Source organism: Piscirickettsia salmonis LF-89 = ATCC VR-1361 (genome assembly GCF_000297215.2).
GTDB classification, from domain to species: domain Bacteria; phylum Pseudomonadota; class Gammaproteobacteria; order Piscirickettsiales; family Piscirickettsiaceae; genus Piscirickettsia; species Piscirickettsia salmonis.
The window spans coordinates 29,410-35,074 of record NZ_AMFF02000026.1; the positions used below are offsets into that span (position 1 = coordinate 29,410).

Annotated in this window: 6 protein-coding genes and 2 tRNA genes; 6 read left to right on the forward strand and 2 right to left on the reverse strand. The window is 43.3% G+C overall.

Features of this window, described 5'->3' with window-relative positions; translation table 11 throughout:
• Positions 1 to 117: 117 nt before the first annotated feature.
• The gene (locus C200_RS03890) at positions 118 to 843 is read right to left on the reverse strand and encodes a cyclase family protein (protein ID WP_230583213.1); all 726 of its coding nucleotides are present in this window, start codon (positions 841 to 843) and stop codon (positions 118 to 120) included.
• Positions 844 to 894: 51 nt separating this feature from the next.
• Entirely contained in the window at positions 895 to 1,524 is a 630-nt protein-coding gene (locus C200_RS03895; protein ID WP_032126329.1) for an NADPH-dependent FMN reductase, read from the reverse strand.
• 167 nt (positions 1,525 to 1,691) lie between these two features.
• Here C200_RS03895 and C200_RS03900 point away from each other — a divergent pair, with 167 nt between their 5' ends.
• The 6 genes from C200_RS03900 to C200_RS03925 all read left to right on the forward strand — a co-directional run bounded on the left by C200_RS03900 (position 1,692) and on the right by C200_RS03925 (position 5,487).
• Entirely contained in the window at positions 1,692 to 2,948 is a 1,257-nt protein-coding gene (locus C200_RS03900; RefSeq protein ID WP_016211590.1) for a YihY family inner membrane protein, read from the forward strand.
• Between the two features lie 38 nt (positions 2,949 to 2,986).
• Positions 2,987 to 3,062: transfer RNA gene (locus C200_RS03905), tRNA-Gly, on the forward strand.
• A 5-nt stretch (positions 3,063 to 3,067) separates the two neighbouring features.
• A tRNA-Asp gene (locus C200_RS03910) sits at positions 3,068 to 3,144 on the forward strand.
• Positions 3,145 to 3,222: 78 nt separating this feature from the next.
• Positions 3,223 to 3,885, forward strand: coding sequence for an HAD-IB family phosphatase (locus C200_RS03915; RefSeq protein WP_016211592.1), 663 nt, complete (start codon positions 3,223 to 3,225; stop codon positions 3,883 to 3,885).
• On the forward strand, positions 3,875 to 5,107 hold the full coding sequence (serA, locus tag C200_RS03920; RefSeq protein ID WP_016211589.1) for a phosphoglycerate dehydrogenase: 1,233 nt from the start codon (positions 3,875 to 3,877) through the stop codon (positions 5,105 to 5,107). The genes C200_RS03915 and serA overlap by 11 nt, the downstream gene beginning before the upstream one ends.
• A gap of 128 nt (positions 5,108 to 5,235) precedes the next feature.
• Positions 5,236 to 5,487 carry a VOC family protein gene (locus C200_RS03925; protein ID WP_032126328.1) on the forward strand — a complete coding sequence of 84 codons (252 nt, stop codon included), beginning with the start codon at positions 5,236 to 5,238 and terminating at the stop codon, positions 5,485 to 5,487.
• Positions 5,488 to 5,665 lie beyond the last annotated feature (178 nt).

The window sequence follows — 5,665 nt, forward strand, 5'->3', positions numbered from 1 at the left end:
AGCCTGATCACTACAGACCTAACGGCCTTTCGCAACTCCGCTCTGCTAAAAACCCGAACCTACCTCGGCCTACTCACCCCGTGCTTAGCACTCCATGGCTCGCAGCGGAGGCTAGGGCTAAACCTTAGCCTTAGGGACTGCGGCGATGGCACGTAATGGTGACTCCGTGCCATCACGCACATTTAAAGGCAATAGCGAGATGTGAGCACCCATCGCTGGCAATTGCTCACAATAGGCAAGGTTCTCAACAATATAGCACCCTGCACCCAATACTAAATGGTGAACGGGAAACGCGGTGTTGCCACCATCCGGAGATAACGTATCAATACCTATCCCAACAATTTTACGTGTTAATAATAATTGAGCGGCCTCTGGGCTAAAGCCTGGGAAGTGCAACTGCGCGGCCTCATCCGCATTACGATATTGGCGTGGATCATGCCAATATTGTCCCCAACCGGTTAAGCCAATAACAAAACAGCCCTGACTAATCTTGCCATAGACTGCTTCAAATGCATGGATATCATCCACATGAATCAGGTAATCCGCCTCAGCTTGCCTACGCACATCTACCACGCATACAGGCACAATCAACGTCTCTAACTTCAGCTGATCAAGACCCGGGCCTTCTGAGTAAAAGTGACGTGGCGCATCCATATGCGTACCAATGCCGGCCCTCATCGATAGTGAGTGTACACGACAACCTTCAGAATAATCCAAGGTTACCGCCTGTGAAAAACCACAGCCACCTTCCCAACAAGGTACAGCCTCATCAAGAAAATGCGTTAAATCAACCAGATCATATTCATCAAGATTAAACACTGTACTATATCCTTGTCTTGCCACTAGTTTCCAAATAACAGTTAACTGTTAAACCTAAGCCGCTACTGCTGCATGCTACATGCCATTTGGATATTTTTCATAATCTGTTAAGTTGGCTGCCCTAACTTGTTTTAAGGCAACATCATAGCCATGTAACAAACTCACACTAAAATCAATACGCTCACGAATATATTGATCTTCCACACTCAATTGACTATTATTTTCTATTGATGCCGACGGCACATTCAATACCTGCTTCACATTACGAATAATTAAATGCTCAGGTAGATAACACAAGCGAGTATTTTTATAACTACTCGTACGCAGCTCATTCACAGGATAACTTCCCCCGATACCTGCAGAGACCGCAGCAATTAAAGCCGGCTTATGACCAAGTTCACGTGCACCACAAAGCAAAAAAAAGTTCTTAAGGGCCGCAGGCACCATACCTGACCATTCCGGTGATACAATCACAAAAGCACTCGCTTCATGCAATTGTTGATGCAGCGGAGCTAAACGTGCTTGCCACTCCTGATCCCCTTGCCAAATGCTTTCATCCCACATGGGCAAGCTCTCTGCGGCTAAATCAACGAGATGGACACTATCCTGATAATGCAGCACCTTTGCACGATCTGCAATATATTCCGACACTTTACGAGACTCAGAATGTTGACGATGACTGCCACTTACAATCACAAGCTTCATTTTTTCTCCCTTTAAAATTAAACTGACCACTAAACTTGACTAATAAACTTATATTTAATAATAAAATTAAATAGTATGGTATACACGATAACACAATAATAAGCACCATCAACTTAAAGACGAATGACCATAGATTTAGGTATAAATAATAATATTACCGAGGCAATATGTATAAATTCACCCACATGCTCTCTCAGCAACTCAAGCCGTTATGGGCCTTTATTCTCTGGATTTGCCACGCATTTAAACACAGCGGCTGTATTTACCGTGCCGCTGCATTAACATTTACTAGTTTGCTCACCTTAGGTCCGTTAGTCATCGTGCTGTTTGCCATTCTTATGTCAATTCCAGCCTTTCAAGAAGCCACCCTCAAGCTGCAAGCATTTATTCTCAATAACTTTGTCCCATCGGCCAGTAGTATTTTACAAGGGTATATTTCAAGCTTTCAACAGCAATCCACCCAAATTCCAGTTAAATCTATTTTCTTTTTATTATTTATGGCCATCTTGCTCTTTATGAATGTCGAGAGTGCTTTAAATGATATTTGGGGCATTAAAAAACGCCGCCCGCTGATGCACTCGCTTTTACTCTACTGGGCCTTATTAACGCTTGGGCCCATTGTACTTGGCATCAGCTTAACAGCCGCCTCTAGCCTCTTAACATTAAAGCTGTTTCATGACCCTTCACTGATTACCGACGGTGCTCAGCTCATCTGGCTCACCTTACCTTTTCTAAGCTCCGTTGCCACATTAACCTTTTTGTATATGGCGATTCCTTACTGCCGAGTTCGATTTATCCACGCGCTCAGTGGGGCTGTTTTTGCCGCTATTTGTATAGAAGGTGCTAAGCTGGCCTTTGCTTGGTATGTCGCAGATCACATGGCGGTTTATAAAATGATTTATGGCACACTAGCTATTTTGCCTATTTTCTTGGTGTGGGTATATTGGTCTTGGTTGATTTTCTTGCTGGGTGCACAAATCGTCAATGGCTTGCGCTTTCACCAACAACACCGCCAACATGCAGAACAGGCTTTATCTTTATTTAATCTCTGCTTACAGTCTTTATATCACCTATTTCACCAACAGCAAACACATAGCGCGGGCCTAACATTAAAGCAATTACAAAAGCACTTACCACACACATCACTGCACAATCTAACAGAAGCGGTTGCCTTACTTGATAAGCACGGCTACATCGCTCAACTCAATGATGACAGCTATATCATTACCCACCCACTGAGCCAACTCAGTTTATTAACGCTGTACCAACTATTTCAAACTCACTTAAAACACAATGAAACGACTGGCATTAACAGCATCGACGATAAGCTCGCAGCTCTGTTAGAACAATCAAAAACAGCATTAGATCAACCATTACAACAGCTCTTTGAATCAACAATAAAAAAAGATAAAAAAAGCCCTTGACGCTGGAAAGAAATCACGTATAATTCCTTTCCAGTTGCGCGGGAATAGCTCAGTTGGTAGAGCACAACCTTGCCAAGGTTGGGGTCGCGAGTTCGAGTCTCGTTTCCCGCTCCAAACGAGGACCGGTAGTTCAGTTGGTTAGAATACCTGCCTGTCACGCAGGGGGTCGCGGGTTCGAGTCCCGTCCGGTCCGCCAACACTTTCCTTTTTTGCATACGCATCATAGAATTAAAATAATCTCCTTCCATTACATCAATTAAAGATAACGCTTACAATGACAGCTTATTATGGTACGTTACTTTTTGATTTTGACAGCACATTAATTCGCTGCGAAAGCTTGGATTTGTTTTTTAAAATCACCCAAAACAACCCTACACTAAGTAAGAAAATCGAACACATCACTCACCTTGGCATGGCCGGTGAGATCAGCTTTGCCGAATCACTCAGTCAACGCCTAGCTTTACTTAATACGACACCAACAGCACTTCAGCATTTTGCTAAGACATTAATCAATTATATCACCCCAAACATGCCTGAACTGATTGCCTGGGCACATCATTATTTTGATATCTGGATTGTCAGTGGCGGCCTAACACCGCTAATCCTACCAGTAGCAGAAAAATTAAATATTGATAAAAACCATGTTAAAGCAGTCAATCTTCAGTGGCACGGCCAACACTTACACGCTGATCCGGAAAATGGCTTTGCAACAGATAAAATCACCGGCGCCAGGCAATGCTTATCACTGTGGCAAACACCTATTACAATTATCGGTGATGGCTATACTGACTTTCAGCTTTTTGAAGCAAACATTGCTCACTATTTTATCGCCTACTGCCAACATATAGAACGAGCTAATGTTGTTACAAAAGCGAGTCACAAAGCCTGCCAACCCGCAGAGATCAAACAACAGCTGGAGTTATTGTATGCAATATAAGCATCCTCACGACTTAAATGTTTTATTACTTGAAGGCATTCATGACAGTGCTCATAAAACACTCAGAAAATTTGGTTTCAAGCATATTCACAGCTTATCTACAGCGTTGTCTGAGGCGGAATTAATTCATACATTAAATAGCAAAGATATTGACCTTGTCGGCATTCGTTCACGCACGCAGATCAATAAGACTATCCTAGAACAAGCCCCCTCACTCAAAGGCATTGGCTGCTTTTGCATAGGCACTAATCAAATAGATTTAGCATTCGCCACAGCATCAGGTATTCCAGTATTTAATGCACCACACGCCAATACTCGCTCAGTCGCTGAACTTGTCATCGGCCTATCGATTATGCTGCTAAGGCAGATCTTCCCAAAAAACCAGGCCGCCCATCAAGGCGCATGGCTAAAAGCTGCAACGGGTTGCCATGAAATCCGCGGTAAAACCCTGGGCATTATCGGCTATGGGCATATCGGCTCACAGGTATCCGTCCTTGCTGAATCCCTTGGCATGCATGTTATTTACTATGATACCTTGGCTAAATTACCCTTAGGCAATGCTAAACAAGTACCAAGCCTGGCAACACTATTGCAAACAGCAGATATTATTTCTCTGCATGTTCCAGAAAGTGAAGAAACTAGATATCTCATCGCTGAACATGAAATTGGCCAAATGAAGCCGGATACCATTTTAATTAATGCCAGTCGGGGTCATGTCGTCGATATTGACGCTCTGGCGGCCGCACTAACCACCAAGGAACTCAAAGGTGCAGCACTGGATGTATTTCCAATAGAACCAGAAAGCAACATTCAGCCCTTTCACTCACCATTACAAGGCTTAGATAACGTTATTCTCACCCCCCACATTGGTGGCTCAACAGAGGAGGCGCAACTTAATATTGGCACAGAAGTCGCTGCCAAGTTTATTCAATTTGCCCGTTATGGCCATACTCAGGGCTCAGTCAACTTTCCCTTGTTACAACTTTCTCCACACCCTAAAGCTCAACGTATTCTGCATATTCACAAAAATATCCCTGGTATCTTAGGCCAAATCAACCATGTTCTTGCAGAGCACAGCATTAATATTGTCGGTCAAAGCTTAGAAACTTTCCAGGGCATCGGTGCTGTACTCTTGGATATTGAGCCTGCTACCAATCAGCAAATTTTAATAAACTTAAAAGCGATTGAAGGCACAATTAAGCTCAGAGCCATTTTAAAGTAACTCTACCCAAGCTAAATCCGGCCACTTGCTCATGAGTAACCGGACCTTCCTCTCTCATCTTTTCAGGACTTGCATATTTCTTCATGATGAATATGCCTAGCAGACTTTATCCATAAAGGTAAGTGAAAATGTTTGATCTTGACCATCTTGTTTATACTGTTACAGATATAGACACCGCAGTGAATCACTTTAAAAACTTGGGATTTTCTCCCATTAAGGGTGGAGAGCATGAGCGCTTTGGAACTTTGAATTTCATTATCCCTCTAGAAAATTTATGTTATATCGAACTATTAGCAATCAATGATAAAAATAAAAAATCCTACCCATTTAGATTAACAAAAAATAGCGCCCCACAACCGCTGCGAGCCATGGAGTGCTAAGCACGGGGTGAGTAGGCCGAGGTAGGTTCGGGTTTTTAGCAGAGCGGAGTTGCGAAAGGCCGTTAGGTCTGTAGCAAGCGTAACGAGTGTCTAAAAATCTATACGAACCGTAGAGTCATGTGAGAGCACAGTAGTGGAGTGTGCCGATTCAAGGCACGTAACGCTGTGTGACGCGGAC

Coding starts and splice junctions, on each gene's coding strand:
- C200_RS03895 (WP_032126329.1), bottom strand. CDS start 1,524: ATGAAGCTTGTGATTGTAAGTGGCAGTCATCGTCAACATTCTGAGTCT.
- C200_RS03900 (WP_016211590.1), top strand. CDS start 1,692: ATGTATAAATTCACCCACATGCTCTCTCAGCAACTCAAGCCGTTATGG.
- C200_RS03915 (WP_016211592.1), top strand. CDS start 3,223: ATGACAGCTTATTATGGTACGTTACTTTTTGATTTTGACAGCACATTA.
- serA (WP_016211589.1), top strand. CDS start 3,875: ATGCAATATAAGCATCCTCACGACTTAAATGTTTTATTACTTGAAGGC.
- C200_RS03925 (WP_032126328.1), top strand. CDS start 5,236: ATGTTTGATCTTGACCATCTTGTTTATACTGTTACAGATATAGACACC.